Raw genomic sequence first — 18,396 nt, forward strand, 5'->3', positions numbered from 1 at the left:
GCGGCTCCAGTTCAGGTTCAAACATAGTCGAAGAAGGCGGTTTCCTGTTCGCCCTGCATATGGATGTCCCAGCGGTACTGGCCATCGGCGGTTTTCGCCGCGAGCAGGGTGGGGCGGCGCGCCGCCGGAATTTGCTCAAGTATCGCCGATTCCGCCAGTCCGGCGTCGTCTTCCAGGAAAACGGCGGTGAACTGGTGCTTGACCAGGCCGCGCGCGAACACGGTGATGTAAGCCAGCGGCAGGCCCGGTGCCTGCGGGATGGCGGACAGGCGCAGGGTGAACTCGCCCTGGTCGCCGCTCGGCACGCGGCGGAAGCCCGCCAGTGGCTGCGACGCTTCCGCATCGGCTGCCGCCGGCTGCCAGGCTTCGATCTGGGCATCGTTGATCGCCACGCCGTCGCCGTCGTAGATGGTGCCGCTGATGGTGATGGCATCGGCCGGCTTGGCGGCGTCGCTGAGATCCACCGCCCATTGCCACGCCGCGTGCGAGAACGGGCCGATGGTCTGCGAGGTGGTGATCGGTTTTGCTGGATTGGTCATGTCGGTTCCCTTCAGATGCCGGTTGGCGTGGCGTCGCGGCCGCGCAGCACGATGTCGAATTCATAGCCCAGCATTTCGGCGCCGACCGTGTGCTCAAGGCTGAAGCGCGAGACCAGGCGCTGGCGCGCGGCCAGGTCTGGAATGCTCTGGAAGATCGGATCGTAGTCGAATAGCGGATCGCTGGGGAAGTACATCTGCGTGACCAGCCGCTGCGCATAGACGTTCCCGAACAGCGAGAAGTGGATGTGTGCCGGACGCCAGGCCTTGTCGTGGTTCCCCCATGGGTACGGGCCGGGCTTGATGGTGACGAAGCGGTAGCGGCCATCGTCGTCGGTCATCATCTTGCCCCAGCCGTTAAAGTTGGGGTCCAGCGGCGCGTTGTGCTGGTCGCGCTTGTGGCGATAGCGGCCGGCCGCGTTGCACTGCCAAACTTCCAGCAGCGAGTTGCGTACCGGTTTGCCGTCTTCATCGAGCACGCGGCCCGTGACGACGATCTTCTCGCCCAGCGGTTCCGATTCTCCGTGCGCGGTCAGGTCCATGTCGTTCGGCAGCAGGATGCGCGGCGATGGCGCGATATTCTGCGTCACCGGGACCGGCGCGACGATGCGCAGCGCCGGCTGCACTGGCCCCCGCTTGGCGGTCGATTTATATTCTGGGTAAATCAGCTCCGGATAGACGCCGGGCGCGATAGCATCGAATTTCACTGCTGTCTCCTGAGGTGGGTGCGGTGGTTGTTCTGTAGCTGATGGTACGAAAGTGGGCTTGCCGTCACAAGCGGCTGGGGGCGTGTTATATTCGCTAAACGCACAATTTGTGCGCATATCGCCCAAATTGCCATTTTTCTTCGTTATGAGCACTGAAAACGACGCGCCAGCCAAGCGCGACATGATCGCCGGCCTCGAGAAAGGCTTGCAGGTGATCGAGGCGTTCGACCAGGAGCGCGGCCGCCTGAGCATCGCTGAAGTGGCCGAGCGCACCGGCCTGACGCGCGCGGCGGCGCGGCGCTACCTGATCACGCTCACGCATCTTGGCTATATGCGACATGAGAACAAACTGTTTTCGCTGACGCCGATGGTGCTGCGGCTCGGCCAGTCCTACCTGCATTCGGCGCGCCTTCCGCGGTTGGCGCAGCCGCTGTTATACCGGCTCGCCTATTCGGTGGGGGAGGCGGCATCCGTCGGCGTGCTCGATCACGATCAGTTGGTGTGCGTGGCGGCTGTCAGCGCCGGTCAACTGGTATCGGCGACCCTGCAGCCGGGGACGCGGGTGCCTGCGTGGTGCACCGCGAACGGCCGCATGCTGTTGGCCAGCCTACCGCAGGACCAGTTGGACGCCTTTCTGGTCCGGGTACGGCCGGAGCAGATCACCGAGCATACGATTGTCGGCAAGGAGCGCCTGGCGCTGGAGATTGCGCGCGCCCGGGCGCAGGGCTATGCGCTGGTGGACCAGGAGCTGGAGCTGGGACTGCGCACGATGGCTGTCCCGTTGAAGAATTTTCGCGGCGAGGTGGTGGCGGCCATGAACATCAGCGTCCACGCGGCGCGCATGCCGCTCGACCAGATGGTGGAGCGCTGCCTGCCTGCGCTGATCAAGATGCAGGTGGAGTTGAACGCTTTGCTTTAGTCGTTTTTGCGGAATTCCTTGGGCTTGAGGCCCATGCGCTTCTTGAACAGGCGGCTGAAATAGGCCGGATCCTGGAATCCCAGTTCGTAGGCGATGCTGGCGATGCTGGCCGGGACGTAAGTCAGTTTGCGGCAGGCCTCCAGCATCAGCCGGTCCTGGGTGATGTCGAACGCCGATTTGCCGGACAGCTTGAGACACAGGCGGTTCAGGCGCACCGGCGACGCCTTGAGCACATCGGCATACTGGCCGACCTGCCACTGTTCCTTGAAATGACGCTCCACCTCCGCCCTGAAGCGGCTGAACAACTCAAAGTCTCCCCGGCCCGACTGGTCGGCAAAGCGGTGGTCGGCCTGCACCCGCACCAGCAACAGCAGGGCGGCGCGCGCCAGCCACTCGAGCATCAGCGTGTGGCCGTACTGTGGCCACGCCGCTTCGGCCAGCAGCTGTTGCAGCAGCGCCTCCAGACGGGCGCGCGCCTCCGGCAGTCCCGTCAAGTCGATCGCAAGCGGTTCGACGAACAGCGGGGAATACAAATCCCCCTGGTTGTCGGCCGCCGAGAAAATCACATTCTGGTCCACCGTCAGCACGTAACCCTGCGCCTCCGGCGAAAAATCGAAGCCGTGCACCACCGACGGATGGATCGTCAAAACGGCGGGGCCGCGCCGCTCCCAGAGCGTGTCGTTGACGCTGGCGCGCACTTCGCCCCCGAATAAAAAAAGTACCTGAAATAGTCCCGGGTGTGTGTGGTTGTCGATATGCCAGTCGTACCTGCGGCTGCGCGTTTCGATCAGCTCTATATGCACGAATTCGGCGTTTTCAGTACGGGTTTGTTCGCCGTAGAGGGCAAACTTGGGTATCTCGGCGCGTGGCTCTTGGGCTGGGGAGGGCATGGTGTGGAATCCGCTGTTTGTCTAAATAGTACAAGTTTTATGCCGTTTCATCCATTTTTTTTGGGAGCTGGCGGCGCTACGATGGCGTCAGTGATTTGATCAATAAGTCAAACGTACACACATCGGAGACAACCATGCGTACCCAAGTAGCCATCATCGGCGCCGGCCCGGCCGGCCTGCTGTTATCCCATTTGCTGCACCTCGACGGCATCGAATCGATCATCGTCGAAACCCGCTCCCGCGCCGACATCGAGGCGACCATCCGCGCGGGTGTGCTGGAACAGGGCACGATGGATATCCTGAACGATTCCGGTGTCGGAGAGCGCATGCGCAGCGAGGGCGCGCTGCACGAAGGCTTCGAACTGGCTTTCGGCGGCAAACGTCACCGCATCGACCTGATGGGATTGACCGGTAAGGCCATCACGGTCTACCCTCAGCATGAGGTCATCAAGGACCTGGTGGCGGCGCGCCTGGCCGCCGATGGCCAGATCTTCTTCGAGGTGAGCGAGGTCGTGCTGCACGGCGTCGATACGCTGACACCATCCGCGACCTTCGTGCACAAAGGTGAGGCGCGCTCGATCGAGGCCGACTTCGTCATCGGTTGCGATGGCTATCATGGCGTCAGCCGCCCTGCGATGCCGGAGCAGGAGCAGCGCAAGAACTTCCAGCGTATATATCCATTTGGCTGGTTCGGCATCCTGGTCGAGTCGGCGCCATCGTCCGAGGAATTGATCTACGCGCAGCACGAGCGCGGCTACGCCCTTGTAAGTACGCGATCGCCGACGGTGCAACGCCTGTACTTCCAGTGCGATCCTTCCGATAATGTCGACAACTGGTCGGACGACCAGATCTGGGCGGAGCTGCACGCGCGCCTGGAGAACCACGACGGCTGGAAGCTCAACGAGGGCAAGATCTTCCAGAAAAATATCATCGGCATGCGAAGCTTCGTATCGACGCCGATGCAATCGGGCCGCTTGTTCCTGGCCGGCGATTCGGCCCACATCGTGCCGCCGACAGGCGCCAAGGGCATGAACCTGGCCATCTCCGACGTCAAGCTGCTGGCGCGGGGCCTGGAGCAGTTCTACACAAAGGGCAGCGAAGAGCGCCTCGCAAGCTACAGCGACGATGCGCTCAAGCGCATTTGGCGCGCCGAGTATTTTTCGTGGACGATGACGCGGCTGCTGCACACCTTCGCCGAGGCGACGCCGTTCGAGCGCGAAATGCAGCGCGCGGAGCTGGAGAATATCGTGACCTCGCGCGCGATGGCGACGGCGCTGGCGGAGAACTACGTCGGGGCGTTTTGAACCCGGGTAGGAATACAAGAGAGACCGCGTAGGACTGGGATGACAAAGTGCTATGTTCCTAGCCTACATAAGGCTCCTACGCGCTCCTATGAGCTAGCGCACATAGCGGAGATATAGTGTATCCATCAGGTCGGCAACGATCTACCGGAATAAAACACACTATAAGAGGCTCGCCATGCAACAAGCTACTCACACCACCGCTACCGGCAACGCAGTACTGGCAATGCACGCTGTTACCCCTGCCGCTGCGCCGTCGCCCGCCATCAGCATCATCGGCGCACAGCAGAATGAACTGCTGCGGGCCCTGTCGCGTGAGGAACTGGTTAGCTTGTTCGACCACCTGGAGCTGGTGCCCCTGACCGCCGGCAAACACCTGTTCGACTTCGGCGACAAAATGGAATACGCCTTCTTCCCGACCAATGCCATCGTCTCGCTGCAGTATGTGACGGAAGACGGCGGCGCGACCGAGATCGCGGTTGTAGGCCGTGAAGGTGTGGTCGGCGTGTCGATGTACGAAACCGAACGCGCAAATTGTTCGGCAGTGGTGCAGAGTGCCGGTTACGGCTATCGCATCAAATCGGCCGTGCTGCGCGAAGCCTTCTTCAGCGGCGGCGCACTGGCGCAGCAACTGATGCGCCATACCAGCGCGCTGTTCGCCCAACTGGCGCAAACGGTGGCCGGTGTCCGTCACGGCAGCATCGAGCAGCGCCTGTGCCGCTGGTTGCTGGAGCGTCTGGACCGCTCCACTTCCAACGAACTGAAAGTGACGCAGGAGATGATCGCCAATATGCTGGGCGTGCGCCGCGAGAGCATCACCTGCTCGGCCGGCAAACTGCAGGAGGAAGGCTTGATCGAATACCGTCGCGGCACCGTCACGGTTCTGGACCGCAGCGGCATGGAACGTCGTGCCGGCGGTTGCTACGTCGCCGCGTAACAGGTCCTCAACCAGTACCTCCCCGCTTCAAACCTCTTAGTGCAGATACCTCGGCGCATGCTGGAGCTGATCCAGCTTGCGCTGCACCAGGCAGTACCAAGCCATCGCCCATTTGGACGCCAGCATCGATTCCTCCACCGTCGGCGCGGACATGGTCCGCTGAACCGCCATCATCTGGCGATGTAGGGCGCGCGCGGCGGGCGTGTGTTTGGGGGCTTTTGAAGTATCCATGGGTCTTATTGTGGCCTCGTCCCACAACTCCGGCTGTGCGGTGTACCACGTTGGCGCACAGCTACTTTCTTTTCCAATTTTCTTCTAAGCAAGCGCGTTTATCTTCCTTTCCCAGTCTTTTCCGGGTCTATATACTGTTTTCTCATGGTATAGGCTGCTTAATAAGGAAAAATGATGGGGAAGAGGGATTTTCGGGTCGCTGTCGTGTTGTCGGCTGGGGTCATTGCCGGCGCTCAGGCGCAGACCGCAACGCCTCCGCAGGACGGCGACCGGATAGAAAAAGTGGAGGTCACCGCGACGCGTTCGGCCAGCGCGGTCGATGTGCAGCAGGTGCCGGCGGCGATCACCGTGCTCAAACCGGACAATCTGACCAAATATGGCCTCGGCAGCCTGACCGATATCGCCAGCCTGGTGCCGGCGATGTCGGTGCAGGAGCAGGGACCGGGTATCAACAACATCACGATGCGCGGGTTGGTTGTGCGCGGCATCGTCCCTTCCGAAGTGCAGGACGCGTCGCTTGTCGCGGTGTACATCGACGACATGCCGGTGACGCTGAAGTCGTCCAATCCGGACCTGAAGGTGCTGGATCTTGAGCGCATCGAGGTGCTGCAAGGCCCGCAGGGTACCCTGTTCGGCGCCGGCGCGATGGCGGGCGCGGTCCGCCAGATCACCCAGAAACCCGATGTGACCGATTTATTCGGCTCGGTGGAGGCGGTCGGCTCCAGCACATCCAAATTTGGTGGTGGAAATCACAACCTGCGCGGCATGGTCAACCTGCCGCTGAAAAACGATGTGCTGGGACTTCGTCTGACTGCCTACACGGGCGACGACTCGGGCTACATCCGCAACCAATACAACGGCGCCGTCACCAACGCTGTCTCCACCAACCAGGGACGGGCGGCGCTGCGCTTGAAGGCTTCGCGCGATCTGGTGATCGACGCCAGCGTCACCGCGTCCAATGTCAAGGCGGGTGTCAACGACGCTTACGGCGATCTGGCGCCGTACACCACCTTCGCGCTGATCCCGCAGACCAGCAACGACAAACTGCAGCTGTATAACGTTGGCGTCAACTACGATTTGGGCGGTGCGCAGCTGGTTTCGTCGACCTCCTACCTGCATCGCGACACGCTGTACGTGACATCGGCGCAGTATCCGGCGACGGCGTTTATCTTCGGCGGACAAAATCTGCTGATGCAGGCCGCCTACACGATCGGCAACAAGGTCGATGACTTCGCGCAGGAGTTCCGCGTCAATTCCAAGGGTGAAGGCCCGTTCAAGTGGACCGCCGGCGCTTTCTTCGAGAAGGGCAAGCGCAATACGCTGCAGGACGAGCCGACTGTCGGTTTCGATGCGCGCTACGCCGAGACCCGCAATTTTCCCGGCTATAACTCGCAGACCAACGAACTGGCTTTCAATCCGGACGATTTCTTCTCTGGCGCGCAAAACACCAAATCGCGCCAGGCCGCGCTGTTCGCCGAAGCGACGTACACCGTTTGGGAAAAGCTGGACCTGACGGCCGGCGTGCGGCTGTTCCGCGGCACGCAGGACTTCGATCTGCGTTTCAGCGGCTTGTTCGGCAATCTGGTCGGCGCCACGCCGGCCGCGCCGGTCGGGCAGCCGACCCTCAGCAACAGCAGCGCGACGTCGAAAGGCGCCAATCCGCGTTTCGTCGCCGCCTACCGTCTCGATCCAGATCACACGCTTTACGCCTCGGCGGGCAAGGGCTTCCGCTATGGCGGCAACAACCAGCCGGTGCCTTTCAACTTCTGCGGCATCAACGCGCCCACCACGTTCGAACCTGACAGTCTGTGGAACTACGAGGTCGGCTCGAAAAACACGCTGCTGAATCATCGTATGACGTTCAACGCCAGCGCCTATGTGATCGAATGGAAGGACGTACAGGTGTTCAACCGCCTGCCTTGCACTTACTACTTCACGCAAAACGCCGGCAAGATCCGCAGCGAAGGACTGGAACTGGAAACTGCCTTCAAGCTGACGCGCCGCGCATCGGTGGGATTGAGTGCCGCCTACAACCACGCCTACGCTACGCGGACTGTCGTCACCGGCATCGCAGCCCAGAACATCCCCGAAGGCAGCCGCGTTCCGTATGCGCCGCGCCTGTCGGCCACCGCCACCGCCAGCTACAGCATTCCGGTGCGCGGCACGGACGAAGTGGGCGTCTCCGCCAGCTACGCGTATCGCGGCGACGCCTACACCAACTTCGCGCCGGAGCAGGGAAGTTATGCGCGCATTCCGTCGTCGAACACGGTCAACGCCACGGTGACGTACAAGACCGGCGCCTACGAGGTTGGCCTGTTCGGCACCAACCTGACCAACGGCGCCAAGGTGAGCGACGTGGTACCCAACACCATCGCCATCCAGCCTGGTAATCTGGTGTACATGGCGCGTCCCCGCACCGTGGGCCTGCGCGTTAAAGCGAGATTCTGATGCTGAAGCAGCGGCCCTCCGAGTATATCGATGCGCATCAGCGCGGCGAGGTCGCTGCGGAACGGGGTCGCTTGCTTTGGCTGGGCGAGTGGCCGACGTGGGTGCTGATCGCCGTTATCCACGGCGGCTGGCTGCTGACGCTTGCATATTGGCGTGAGATCGGTACCGTGCCCGCGACGTTGCTGATGATTTGGTGGTGTGCGTGGTACATGTCGCTGCAGCACGAACTGATACATGGCCATCCCACCCGCTGGCCGGCGGTGAACCGCCTGTTCGGCTATCTGCCGCTGGCGGTGTGGTACCCATATGGCCTTTATCGCGACAGCCATCTGCGCCACCATAACGACTTTCACTTGACGATGCCTGCGCTGGACACCGAGAGCAACTACGTCGCACCGGCGCGGTGGGCGGAAATGAATAAGCCCTTACGCGCGCTGCACTGGTTTAACAAGACTTTTTGGGGACGCATGCTGGTCGGTCCGGCGCTGGCCGTCACCGGCGCCTGGGTCGAGGCGGTGCGCGAACCGCTGCGGGGCGAATGGCGCAATGTGCCGATGTGGCTGACCCATGTCGCCGTGCTGGCGGCGATGTTGTGGTGGGTGCGGTCGGCCTTCGGCGTCGAGCCTCTGTATTATCTGCTGGCGATCTCGTATCCGGCGCAATCGCTGGCGATGGTGCGTTCCTACTATGAGCACCGGCCTGCGGCGGATCACAAGCAGCGCATCGTGCTCAATGAAGCCGGTTTCGTTTGGCGGGTGCTTTTCCTGAACAATAATCTGCACCTGGTCCATCACGACCTGCCTTCGGTGCCGTGGTATCTGCTGCCGCGCGTCTACAGGGCGCGGCGGCTGGCTTACAATACGCGCAGTGGCGGTTTTCATGTCCAGGGTTATGGACGGTTGATGCGCCGTCTCGGTTTCGGCGCGATCGACGCGCCGGTGCATCCCCATATGCCGGATTAGTTAAATGACCTGGATTGCCGCTCTGCCGATGTACAACGTCTCCGAGCGGCTTGGACAGGCCTATGAAGGGCTGCTTGCCGCGCTGGCGGAGGAGGCCGGGCAGGTGGTTTCGCTGGCATCGCCTTCGGACCTGCCGGCGTTTTGGCGGCAGCGGGATCTGCTGCTTAGCCAGACTTGCGGTTATCCCTATATGACCCAGTTGCGGGGCAAGGTGACATTGGTCGCCACGCCCTGCTACGATTTCGCCGGGTGCTCCGGTAGCGATTATTCGAGCGTCATCGTGGTGCGCGAGGGTGCGGAGGTCGATGTGCTGACCGATGCGGTCGGGCTGGTCGCGGCGATCAATGATTCGAGTTCCAATAGCGGGATGAATGTGCTTCGCCATGCGGTGGCGCCGCTGGCGCGGGGCGGGCGGTTCTTCGGTAAGGTGATTCAGTCGGGGAGCCATGCCGCCAGCGTGCGCATGGTGCGCCAGGGCGCGGCCGATATCGCGGCGGTGGACTGCGTCACGTGGGGGTATCTGGCGCGGGAGGATTCAGGGGCGGTGAGGGGGCTGAAGGTGCTACGGTATTCGGTGGCGTCGCCAGGTTTGCCGTTGATCGCGGGTGGTGGGGTGGAGGAGGCGTTGGTGGTGCGGCTGCGCGGGTCATTGTTGCGGCCGAGTGCGCGGGTGCGAGCGTTGATGGAGGTGTTAAGTATTCGCGGCTTCGAATATCGTGACGACGCCGATTACGCGCGGATTCTCCAGCTTCAAACGGAGGCCGAGACGGCGGGTTATCCGGGAATCACGTAGGGCGGATTAGCGTAGCGTAATCCGCCAATGCATGCTCCGTCGACGGCTCATAGATGGCGGATTACGGCTTCGCCTAATCCCGCCCTACGTGTCTCTGTGGTTGTTCAAACGTTCAGGTGCGCGGGTACTTTACTTCGTGCCGCGCCACAGCGGCACCGCTGTCGCATCCAGCTTGCGCGGCAGCAGACCCTCGCCGTAAAACGCGTCGGCGATGCGCTGCTGCTCGCCCAGCGCGTCCTTCTGCACCAGCCGCACATCATAGCTGCGCCGGCTATTGGCCAGTTCCACCGTCTTCGCATCCAACCCCCACGCCGGTGCCAGCAACTCCGCCGCCTCCTTCGGCGATTGCTTGACCCATTTGCCGGTCTTGCGCAAAGCTTCAAAAACCACCGCCAGCACGTCCGAACGCGCCTCCGCATAGCTGCTCGACGCCAGGTAATAGCGCTGATAGTCGGCGATGTTGCGGCCATCCGCCAAAATCTTCACCGGCGACTGCCGCTGCACGCCAGCCAGATACGGGTCCCAGGTCACCCAGGCCGCAACACTGCCACGCTCGAACGCCGCGCGGCCATCGGCCGGCGTCAGGTAAGCCGGTTCTATGTCCTTGAATCGCAATCCCGCCTTGTCCAGCGCCGCGATCAGCAGGTAGTGGCTGCCCGCCGCCTTGGTCAGTGCGATCTTCTTCCCCTTCAAATCCGCCACGGTTGCATACGGCGCGTCGGCGCGCACCACGATCGCCTGCGCGGACGGCGACGGCGCCTCCTGCGCGAAATAGGTCAGCTGCGCGCCGGCAGCCTGCGCGAATACCGGCACCGTATCCGCGACGTCGGCGCTTAAATCCACGCCGCCGACATTGAGCGCTTCCAGTAGCGGCAGGCCGCTGGAGAACTCGTGCCAACTGACCTTGACGCCCAGCGGCGCGAGATCCTGTTCCAGTTGGCCGCGTACTTTGAGGATGGTGAGCAGGGTGGAAGACTTCTGATAGCCGATGCGCAGCGTCGATGGTTTTTGCGCCAACGCCGGCAAGGAAGCCAGCGGCAGCAAGGATGTCAATGCAAACAGGGATAGCACGGTACGGCGGCGCGGGGTGAACATGAAGACTCCGGAAGTTGGTTATCTTTCGATTGTAGGTCGCGTGTCACGGTCCCCGGAACGAATGGTTTCGCGTTTGGATATAGCGTCGGCACATATCGCCCACGTAAATACATTATTCTCAAAATTCATATTTCAATATGATAAACAATTAGTTTCTACATAATTATCCGCGTCATAAGATCGCTCCAACTTGACCAATTCGTGGAGCTACTAATGACAGTATCGCGTCGGAACTTCCTCATGCAGCTTGCTGCGACCAGCGGCTACGCCGCAGCCACCGCCGCCATGACGACCCTGGGTTTAGGCGCGCCGTCGATCGCGGTGGCCGGCCAAACCACCGGTTTGCAACTGGCTCCCGGTTCGGGAAAGGGCTTGCGCGTGCTGGTGCTGGGCGCAGGCATTGCCGGCCTGGTGTCGGCCTACGAGCTGCGCAAGGCTGGCTATGAGGTGCAGGTGGTGGAGGCGCGCGAGCGCGTCGGCGGTCGTAACTGGACCATACGCAACGGCACCCGCATCGAGTACGAAGACGGCACCACGCAGACCGCCGAATTTGAGCCGGACCACTATTTCAACGCGGGGCCGGCGCGTTTGCCCAGCCATCATCAGACCATCCTGGGCTACTGCCGCGAGTTCGGTGTCGAGTTGGAGGCGGAGGTCAACACCAGCCGCAGCGCCTATTTTCTGCCGGATCCTGCCAAGGGCGGCCAGCCGATCCAACTGCGCCGCGCCATCAACGATGCGCGCGGCCATATCTCCGAGCTGCTGGCCAAGTCGGTCAACCGCGGCGCGCTCGATCAAGAGCTGAGCGTTGACGACCGTGCGCGCCTGGTCGAATTCCTGAAGGTTTATGGCGACCTGACCCCAAAGTCTGAGTTCAAGGGCACCGAGCGTTCCGGCTACAAGGTCTTTCCGGGATCGGCGGAGCAGGTGGGCGAACGCCAGGAACCGTTGTCGCTGGAGGCCTTGCTCCACCCCGACCTCTGGACGTCGTTGATTTTCGACGAGCTGCTGATCTTCCAGCCGACGATGCTGCAACCGGTCGGCGGCATGGATCGAATCCCCCACGCCTTCTACGAGCGGCTGAAGGATGTGGTGCGGCTGAATACAGAGGTCAAGGCTATCCGCAACAAACCGGCGGGCGTCGATGTGACGGTGCGCGACCGCGCCAGCGGCACTGTGCAGGTGCTGTCGGCCGATTTCGCTGTCACGACTTTCCCTTTGCCGGTGCTGGCGCTGGTCGACACCAATTTCTCGCCGGAGGTGAAAGCCGCGATCTCCGGCGTTCACTACGACACCGCCAGCAAGATCGCCTGGCAGTCGCGCCGCTTCTGGGAAACGGATACCCATATCTATGGCGGCATCTCCATCGTCAAGCACGAAACGGCGCTGATCTGGTATCCCAGCGGCGGTTTTCACAAGGCCACCGGCGTACTGGTTGGCTGCTACAACATCGGCCAGGCCGCGCGCGACTTCACCGCCAAATCCCTGGCGGCGCAATTTGCGTCCTCTCGCGGCGTCATCGACCGCGTGCATCCGGGACGCGGCGCCGAACTGCAACGTCCAGTCAGCGTGGCCTGGCACAAGGTGCCTTACAGCCTTGGGTCGTGGGTGCACTGGGCCACGCCGGCGGAGAAGGAATACACGTTACTGAATAAGCCGGAGGGGCGCGTCCACTTCGCCGGCGAGTACCTGAGCCAGATCGGCGCATGGCAGGAGGGTGCCGCGCTGTCGGCCCACCATGCAATCGCCGCCATCGCACACCGCGTTGCCACCGGCGCTACCTTCGCCAAGCGCGCCGCCTGATTTCTTTTTACATCGAGAGAGCACACCATGAAAACCACCGCTAAAGTATTGTTTGCAAGCCTGTACTTGTCCACCGTCGCCGCCCAGGCGCAGCAGATCAAGCGCACGCCCATCCCCAATTCCAATTTCCCCATCTCGGTCGCCGTCACTGTGCCGGCCAACGCGGAAACCATCTATTTCAGCGGCGTGCTGCCGGATGTCGCCGACGCCACCGCGCCGAAAGGAACGCCGGCCGCCTATGGCAATACCGAGACGCAGACCGCGTCGGTGCTGCGCAAGCTGCAGTCCGCGCTCGCGGCCGAAGGGTTGTCTTTCGGCGATGTCGTCTCGCTGCGGGTGTTCCTGGTGGGCGATCCGAAGCTGGATAACAAGCTTGATTTCAGCGGGCTGAATACCGCCTTCGGCCAGTTCTTTGGTACCGCCGCGCAGCCGGCCAAGCCGGCCCGCACCGCCTTGCAGGTCGCAGCGCTGCCGCTGCCCGGCGCCCTGGTGGAGATCGACCTGGTCGCCGCCCGCGTCAAGCCATAACTTTTCATATCCTTCAGGAGCTGAACCGCATGAATCAACCATCATCGATCCGACCACGTCTTCTTCCCTTAGCATTGGCAATCTCGCTGTTATACGCAGCCGCGTCGCCGGCCATGGCCGCCGAAGCCGAACCCGAAGCGGCGGCGCTGGCCGCCGCCGTCGTGCAGGACGTCGTCGTCACCGGCACCCGCGACCTTCAACGCTCGGCCGGCGAAAGTCTCAGTCCCATCGATGTGATCAGCGCCAAGGATTTGCAGCGCACCGGCCAGACCGATTTACGCGACGCGCTGGTCAAGCTGCTGCCGTCGATCAACCGGCTGGCGCAGACCGGCGACGCCGCTAACCTGACCAGCGCACTGACCTTGCGCGGGCTCAGTCCCAATCACGTTCTGCTGCTGGTGAATGGCAAGCGCCGTCACACTTCTGCCAACATTACTGCCGATGCAGGCTCGCAGCAGGGCGCCACGCCTGTCGACATCGACCTGATACCGGTCAGCGCCGTCGACCATATCGAGGTGCTGCGCGACGGCGCGGCGGCGCAATACGGGTCCGACGCCATCGCCGGCGTGATTAACGTCATACTCAAGTCGTCGAGCCAGGGCGGACGCCTGACCGCCACCACCGGCGAATACTACAAGCACGACGGCTTCACGCTGGGCGGCGCGGCCGATATCGGCCTGCCGCTCGGCGCGGACGGTTTCCTGCATCTGAGTGCGGAATACCGACGGCATGAGCACAGCATGCGCAGCGGCGCCGACGAGCGAACCGGAACTTTTGTCAACCGTACGCTCGGCGACCCGCAGATCCGCCGCGAATCGTTCGGCGCCAACGCGGGCATCGTGGTCAGCAAGGATGTCGAGATGTACGCGTTCGGTACCGCCGCCCATCGCACAGGCGGCAGCTATCAGAACTACCGGCTGCCATCGCGGCTGCCGCAGGTGCATCCCAACGGCTTCAGCCCCATCGAAACCAGCAACGAGACCGATGCCGCGCTGACCGCCGGAGTGAAAGGTACCGACCTGGCGGGGTGGCGCTGGGACCTGAGCGCCAGCTACGGCATCGACAACGTCAAGATCAACATGGTCGATTCCGCCAACACCGATTTGTACGCCGCCACCGGGGTCACGCCCACCAGCTTCCATCTGGCGCAGTACAAGAATATCCAGCAAAGCGCGAATGCGGATCTGGCGCGCTCGCTCGATACCGGCTTTCTGCCATCCTCGTTGAGTGTGGCGCTGGGCGCGGAATTTCGCCGGGAGAGTTATGAGGTGGGGGCGGGCGACGATGCTTCTTACTTCGGCAGCGGCTCGCAGGCCTTGCCTGGACTGTCCCCGGTCAGCGCCGGCAAGCACTCGCGCAATATCGGCGCCGCCTATGTCGATTTCTCGACCAAGTTGACGAGCCAGTGGGAGGCCGAACTGGCCGGCCGCTATGAGCACTACAGCGATGCCGGCAGCACACGCAACGCCAAGGTCTCGACGCGCTATGAGTTCAGTCCCCGCTTCGCGGTGCGGGGTACCGCCAGCACCGGCTTCCGCGCGCCGTCGCTGGCACAGGCGAATTACACCAGCCTCGCCGTCTCGCCCACAACGGCCGGCGGCCAGCTGGCCGTCAATTCGGAGGCGGCTCGCAAACTGGGCGCCCTGGCGCTGCGGCCGGAGAAGTCGCGCAGCTTCAATCTGGGCCTGGTCGCCGAGCCGATAGAGAATCTGCATGTGACGGTGGATGCCTATCGTATCCTGATCCGCGACCGGATCGTCCAGGGTGGCACCTACACCGGCCAGGCGGCGATCGATGCGCTGACGGCGGCCGGCATCAGCTTGCCGGCCGGGCTGTCTTCGGTCAGTGCCAGCTACTACGCGAACGGTGTCGACACGCGCACGCAGGGGCTTGATTTTGTCGCGGGCTACCCCACCAACCTGGGAACCCTGGGCCGCGTCGACTGGGACTTCAGCGCCAACATCAACACGAGCAAGGTCACCAAGGTTGCCAACGACGGCAACGGACAGACCCTGCTCAACGCCCAGCAAGTCGGTTACCTGACCACTGCCACGCCCAAGAACAAGCTGATTATCGGTGGCGTCTGGACGCTGGACGACTGGAGCGTCAGCCTGCACGCCACTCGTTACGGCAAGACCGCCACCGAAGCGACTTTCTATTCGGGACCGAATATCTACTCGACGACGGTGTTCAACCACATAGAGAACAAGCCGAAGACGCTGACCGATCTGGAATTGCGCTACGCGGTGACGAAAAAGCTGCAAGTGGCCGCCGGCGCGACCAACCTGTTCGACGTCTATCCGACCAGGGTGCCGCCCATCAGCCGGTATCTGGGCGTGTATCAGTACGATACGGCGGCCGCGCAGATACCGTTCAATGGCGGCTATTACTACGTCAGGGCAAACTACAAGTTCTGATTAGGAGGTAATATGGCGTCTGTTTTTGCAGGGTTTAACTTGATACATACGTCGATACTTACATGAAAATAGATGACATCAGTGCGTTCGTGGCGGTGGTGCGCAGCCAGTCGGTCAGCGCCGCCGCCGAAACGCTGGGGCTGACGCAGTCGGCGATCACGCGCCGCGTGCAGAACCTGGAGCAGGAGCTGGGCGTGGAACTGCTCGACCGCAGCGTCAAGCCGCCCAAACCTAGCCTGATGGGCAAGCAGGTGTTCGAGCAGTGCGGAAAAGTGCTGCTGGAAGTCGACCGCCTGCGCGACCTGGTGCAGATGGACCAGGCGCCCACCGGCGTATTCCGCATCGGTGTCATTCAAACCATCGGCGACGTGGTGCTGCTCGATACGCTGCAAAATTTGAACCGCACCTTCGACGGCTTGCATACGGAGGTGACGTCGGGCTGGGGTTCGCAGTTGGTCGAGCGGGTCGCCAACGCGGAGATCGACGCCGCCGTGGCGCTGTTCCCGGCCACGAAAGTGCTGCCCGAAGGGCTGCGCGGGCGCACGCTTGGCCGAATTGAGCTGGTGATCGTCGCGCAGAAGGGCGCCATGCCCAAGCGCAGTTACAAGCTGCGCGACATTTTCAGTACCGGCTGGGTGCTCAATCCGGACGGTTGCGGCTTCCGCGCCGGGCTGGCGCGCGCATTGATGGAGCAGGGGCTGTCGTTCAAGATCAATCTCGAGACCTTCGGCACCGACCTCCAACTGGGCTTGGCCGCCAGTGGACTGGGACTGGGACTGATGCCGCGTCCCATACTGGAGCGCAGCCGCCACCGCGCGCAGCTCGATATCGTTAACGTGGTGGACTTCAAACCGGTGCTGGATATCTGGCTGGTGCAGCCTTTGCAGCCAGGCCCAGTGCAACATGCGATTGATTTCTTCGCGCAGGCGGTGCAGCACGCGTTCGCCGAAGCGCCGCTGAAGGCGGTGCCCAAGGTCGCCTCCCGCTAGTTTTTAATTATTCCTGAAAATCATATATCAATAGTCGAAACAATTAGTTTTGACATAATCATTTGCTACCTATACTAGATTTCAACGGCTCGAAAAGCCTTCGAATCCTCAGCATAGGGAAGCAAAGACATGTCGGTTTCAACTCCTGCCTACGGCGGCGCGACAGTACCAGTATCCTCAGATACCGCGCCCGCTAAAACCAAGCCTTCCGTTTTGCTCTCCGTGCTGCGGCGCGCCGCCAGCCCGCTGGTGCTGCTCGCGCTGTGGGAGGCGGCCTCGCGCACCGGCTTTCTGCCCGAGCGCGTGCTGGCGGCGCCGTCGCAGATCTTCGTCACGCTGGGCGAGTTGATCGCCTCCGGTGAAATGGGCAGCAACGTATGGGTGTCGCTGCATCGCGTCGTTACCGGCCTGTCGGTGTCGCTCACCTTGGGCACCGCGCTGGCGCTGATCGCCGGCCTGTCGCGCCGGGGCGAAGTGGCGGTCGATTCGACCATGCAGATGGCGCGCACCTTGCCTTTCCTCGGCCTGGTTCCGCTGTTCATTCTGTGGTTCGGCATCGGCGAGTTCACCAAAATTGCGCTGATCGCCTTCGCCACCACCTTCCCGATGTACCTGACGCTGTATAGCGGCATACGCGGCATCGATTCCAAGCTGGTGGAGGCGGCGCGGCTGTTCGGCTTGAGCTACCCGCAGTTGATCGTCCATGTGATCCTGCCCGGCGCCTTGCCATCCTTCCTGGTAGGCCTGCGCTATTCGCTTGGCGTGAGCTGGCTGTCGCTGGTGGCGGTGGAGCAGATCAACGCCACGGCGGGCCTGGGCTACCTGATCAACAACGCCCGCGACTTCATGCGCACCGACGTCATCGTCGTCTGCCTGCTGGTCTACAGCCTGCTGGGCCTCGCCACCGATCTGCTGGTGCGCGCCATCGAACACTATGCGCTGGCCTGGCGTCCGACCTTCATCAAGGACTGAGCATGCAAACCATCCAACTCGATCTGCCAGGGACCGGCATCTCCGCACGCAACGACGGCGCCTCCAGCTTCCGCCCCGAAGCGCCGGTCGCGCCGCGTACCCCGGTGCAGGCACGCTTGCTGAGCAAGCACTTCGGCCCCAACGTCATTCTCGACCAGCTCAATCTTGACATCCGTGCCGGCGAATTCGTCGCGCTGCTGGGCCGCAGCGGCTCCGGCAAGACCACGCTGCTGCGCGCACTGGCGGGATTGGACCGCATCACCTCCGGCACCCTGGAGGTGCCGCAAGCGCGCGCCGCCGTGTTCCAGGAGCCGCGCCTGATGCCGTGGAAGCGCGCCTGGCGCAACGTCACTTTGGGATTGAAGATCGACCAGCCGCGCGAACGCGCGCGGCGGGCGCTGGCCGAAGTGGGGCTGGATCACCGCGAGAACGCCTGGCCGGCGACGCTGTCCGGCGGAGAAGCGCAGCGCGTGGCCCTGGCCCGGGCGCTGGTGCGCGAACCGCAATTGCTGCTGCTCGACGAGCCGTTTGCCGCGCTCGACGCGTTGACCCGCATCCGCATGCACCAGCTGATCCTGTCGTTGTGGCGCCAACACCGGCCGTCCGTGCTGCTGGTGACGCACGACGTCGACGAGGCGGTGCTGCTGGCCGACCGCGTGCTGGTACTGGAAAAGGGCCGCATCGTCTCGGACATCGCAATCGCCCAACCGCGTCCCCGCAGCGCGGAGCGGCCGGAGTTCCAGCGGGTTCGCGCCCAACTGCTGCAATTACTGGGCGTGGAAGCCGATGCTCCGGCGCCAGCGCCCGAGCCGAAAGTCCAGGCGCCGGTTCACACGCCATTCAACTTCAGTAACTTCTCGATCTGATC

17 protein-coding genes are annotated in these 18,396 nt (G+C 62.7%); 12 read left to right on the plus strand and 5 right to left on the minus strand.

Features of this window, described 5'->3' with window-relative positions; all coding sequences use genetic code 11:
- Positions 1-17: 17 nt before the first annotated feature.
- The gene (locus NHH73_12435; GenBank protein ID USX29029.1) at positions 18-539 is read right to left on the minus strand and encodes a protocatechuate 3,4-dioxygenase; all 522 of its coding nucleotides are present in this window, start codon (positions 537-539) and stop codon (positions 18-20) included.
- Between the two features lie 11 nt (positions 540-550).
- On the minus strand, positions 551-1,243 hold the full coding sequence (pcaH, locus tag NHH73_12440) for a protocatechuate 3,4-dioxygenase subunit beta (protein ID USX29030.1): 693 nt from the start codon (positions 1,241-1,243) through the stop codon (positions 551-553).
- A gap of 145 nt (positions 1,244-1,388) precedes the next feature.
- Here pcaH and NHH73_12445 point away from each other — a divergent pair, with 145 nt between their 5' ends.
- Positions 1,389-2,162 (plus strand): helix-turn-helix domain-containing protein, encoded by a 774-nt coding sequence (locus NHH73_12445; GenBank protein ID USX29031.1) that lies wholly within the window; start codon positions 1,389-1,391, stop codon positions 2,160-2,162.
- Here NHH73_12445 and NHH73_12450 read toward each other — a convergent pair.
- A complete protein-coding gene (locus NHH73_12450; protein USX29032.1) occupies positions 2,159-3,052 on the minus strand; it encodes a helix-turn-helix domain-containing protein in 894 nt (297 codons plus the stop codon). The genes NHH73_12445 and NHH73_12450 overlap by 4 nt on opposite strands.
- Before the next feature lie 134 nt (positions 3,053-3,186).
- Between NHH73_12450 and NHH73_12455 the strand changes: the two genes are divergently transcribed.
- Positions 3,187-4,356: a 4-hydroxybenzoate 3-monooxygenase gene (locus tag NHH73_12455; protein USX29033.1), complete on the plus strand. Its 1,170-nt coding sequence runs from the start codon at positions 3,187-3,189 to the stop codon at positions 4,354-4,356.
- Positions 4,357-4,579: 223 nt separating this feature from the next.
- Positions 4,580-5,290 (plus strand): Crp/Fnr family transcriptional regulator, encoded by a 711-nt coding sequence (locus NHH73_12460; GenBank protein USX29619.1) that lies wholly within the window; start codon positions 4,580-4,582, stop codon positions 5,288-5,290.
- Between the two features lie 36 nt (positions 5,291-5,326).
- Here the strand turns inward: NHH73_12460 and NHH73_12465 are convergent, their stop codons facing one another.
- Positions 5,327-5,521 carry a hypothetical protein gene (locus NHH73_12465; GenBank protein USX29034.1) on the minus strand — a complete coding sequence of 65 codons (195 nt, stop codon included), beginning with the start codon at positions 5,519-5,521 and terminating at the stop codon, positions 5,327-5,329.
- Between the two features lie 204 nt (positions 5,522-5,725).
- Here NHH73_12465 and NHH73_12470 point away from each other — a divergent pair, with 204 nt between their 5' ends.
- From NHH73_12470 to NHH73_12480, 3 genes are read left to right on the plus strand one after another with little or no spacing between them, the layout of a single operon-like run.
- Positions 5,726-7,969 carry a TonB-dependent receptor gene (locus NHH73_12470; protein ID USX29035.1) on the plus strand — a complete coding sequence of 748 codons (2,244 nt, stop codon included), beginning with the start codon at positions 5,726-5,728 and terminating at the stop codon, positions 7,967-7,969.
- Complete coding sequence (locus tag NHH73_12475; GenBank protein ID USX29036.1) at positions 7,969-8,931, plus strand: fatty acid desaturase; 963 nt, start codon at positions 7,969-7,971, stop codon at positions 8,929-8,931. The genes NHH73_12470 and NHH73_12475 overlap by 1 nt, the downstream gene beginning before the upstream one ends.
- Before the next feature lie 4 nt (positions 8,932-8,935).
- Entirely contained in the window at positions 8,936-9,724 is a 789-nt protein-coding gene (locus NHH73_12480) for a PhnD/SsuA/transferrin family substrate-binding protein (protein USX29037.1), read from the plus strand.
- A gap of 129 nt (positions 9,725-9,853) precedes the next feature.
- On the opposite strand, the gene NHH73_12485 is transcribed toward NHH73_12480, so the two are convergent.
- Positions 9,854-10,819, minus strand: coding sequence for an aliphatic sulfonate ABC transporter substrate-binding protein (locus tag NHH73_12485; protein ID USX29038.1), 966 nt, complete (start codon positions 10,817-10,819; stop codon positions 9,854-9,856).
- Positions 10,820-11,059: 240 nt separating this feature from the next.
- On the opposite strand from NHH73_12485, the gene NHH73_12490 reads away from it, so the two are divergent.
- From NHH73_12490 to NHH73_12515, 6 genes are all read left to right on the plus strand, one after another.
- On the plus strand, positions 11,060-12,622 hold the full coding sequence (locus NHH73_12490; protein ID USX29039.1) for a flavin monoamine oxidase family protein: 1,563 nt from the start codon (positions 11,060-11,062) through the stop codon (positions 12,620-12,622).
- A 27-nt stretch (positions 12,623-12,649) separates the two neighbouring features.
- Positions 12,650-13,150: a RidA family protein gene (locus tag NHH73_12495; protein USX29040.1), complete on the plus strand. Its 501-nt coding sequence runs from the start codon at positions 12,650-12,652 to the stop codon at positions 13,148-13,150.
- 29 nt (positions 13,151-13,179) lie between these two features.
- Entirely contained in the window at positions 13,180-15,567 is a 2,388-nt protein-coding gene (locus NHH73_12500; GenBank protein USX29041.1) for a TonB-dependent receptor, read from the plus strand.
- Positions 15,568-15,629: 62 nt separating this feature from the next.
- Positions 15,630-16,556: a LysR family transcriptional regulator gene (locus NHH73_12505; protein USX29042.1), complete on the plus strand. Its 927-nt coding sequence runs from the start codon at positions 15,630-15,632 to the stop codon at positions 16,554-16,556.
- Positions 16,557-16,685: 129 nt separating this feature from the next.
- Positions 16,686-17,528 carry an ABC transporter permease gene (locus tag NHH73_12510; protein USX29043.1) on the plus strand — a complete coding sequence of 281 codons (843 nt, stop codon included), beginning with the start codon at positions 16,686-16,688 and terminating at the stop codon, positions 17,526-17,528.
- A 2-nt stretch (positions 17,529-17,530) separates the two neighbouring features.
- Entirely contained in the window at positions 17,531-18,394 is an 864-nt protein-coding gene (locus NHH73_12515; protein ID USX29044.1) for an ABC transporter ATP-binding protein, read from the plus strand.
- The last annotated feature ends 2 nt before the right edge of the window (positions 18,395-18,396 follow it).

The sequence above is a fragment of the Oxalobacteraceae bacterium OTU3CINTB1 genome (genome assembly GCA_024123955.1).
GTDB lineage: Bacteria > Pseudomonadota > Gammaproteobacteria > Burkholderiales > Burkholderiaceae_D > Rugamonas.